We start from the raw sequence: 655 nt of genomic DNA on the forward strand, positions 1-655 counted from the left end.
GCTTTCGATTATTAAATAAATATAATGCTATAAAAATCTCTTTTAATTCTGATTCTTTATCATCTATAAATTTAAAAAGGCTTTGTAAAAGCTTAGGACTACAACCTTCTGAATAAAAAGTAAAATCTCGATAGCCTCCTGTATGTGGACCATCAAATATCAAACGAGTATCTTCAATCATATTAAAATAATGCCATAATAAGGTAAGGTAAACTAATCTTACACTTAAAAACAAGTACTTAGGAAGTGCTTTTTTGCAGGTACATAATGAAAAGGAGTGAAGTAAAATTTGTGTTATAAGTCCCTAAATGTGTAACATTAATTTTATCAGCTAATATCTAAGATTATATGGATAAACTGAAAGTTGCTCTCCAGAAGAAAGTAACGTTTTTAAGTGGTTATCACATCTTAGATAAATACTTACCCCCAGAGTCTGGTTTGCTGTCATTCCGACCTACGGATATGATAAAAGCATGACTGAGGACTCCGCGCCTATGAAGCAGCATGAGATACATGGATACCAAGAAACACTTAAAGCCTGCATAATTAATTGTATTGATTAACTCTGGTAATTCTTCAAGCTTTAATTGAAATACAAAAAAGCCCACACTTGGTGGGCTTTTTTTTGACAATTTGGTGCCCGCTACTGGACTCG

The 655-nt window shown here is 32.8% G+C and carries 1 protein-coding gene and 1 pseudogene; both read right to left on the reverse strand.

The window, feature by feature from the left end; genetic code table 11:
• Positions 1-181: pseudogene (locus BCU68_RS02760) on the reverse strand (hypothetical protein); the annotation flags it as partial.
• 220 nt (positions 182-401) lie between these two features.
• Positions 402-655, reverse strand: a 254-nt coding sequence (locus tag BCU68_RS17090) for a hypothetical protein (protein WP_206747259.1), incomplete at its 5' end; no start/stop codon positions are given.

It is taken from the genome of Vibrio sp. 10N.286.49.B3 (assembly GCF_002873395.1).
Lineage (GTDB): Bacteria > Pseudomonadota > Gammaproteobacteria > Enterobacterales > Vibrionaceae > Vibrio.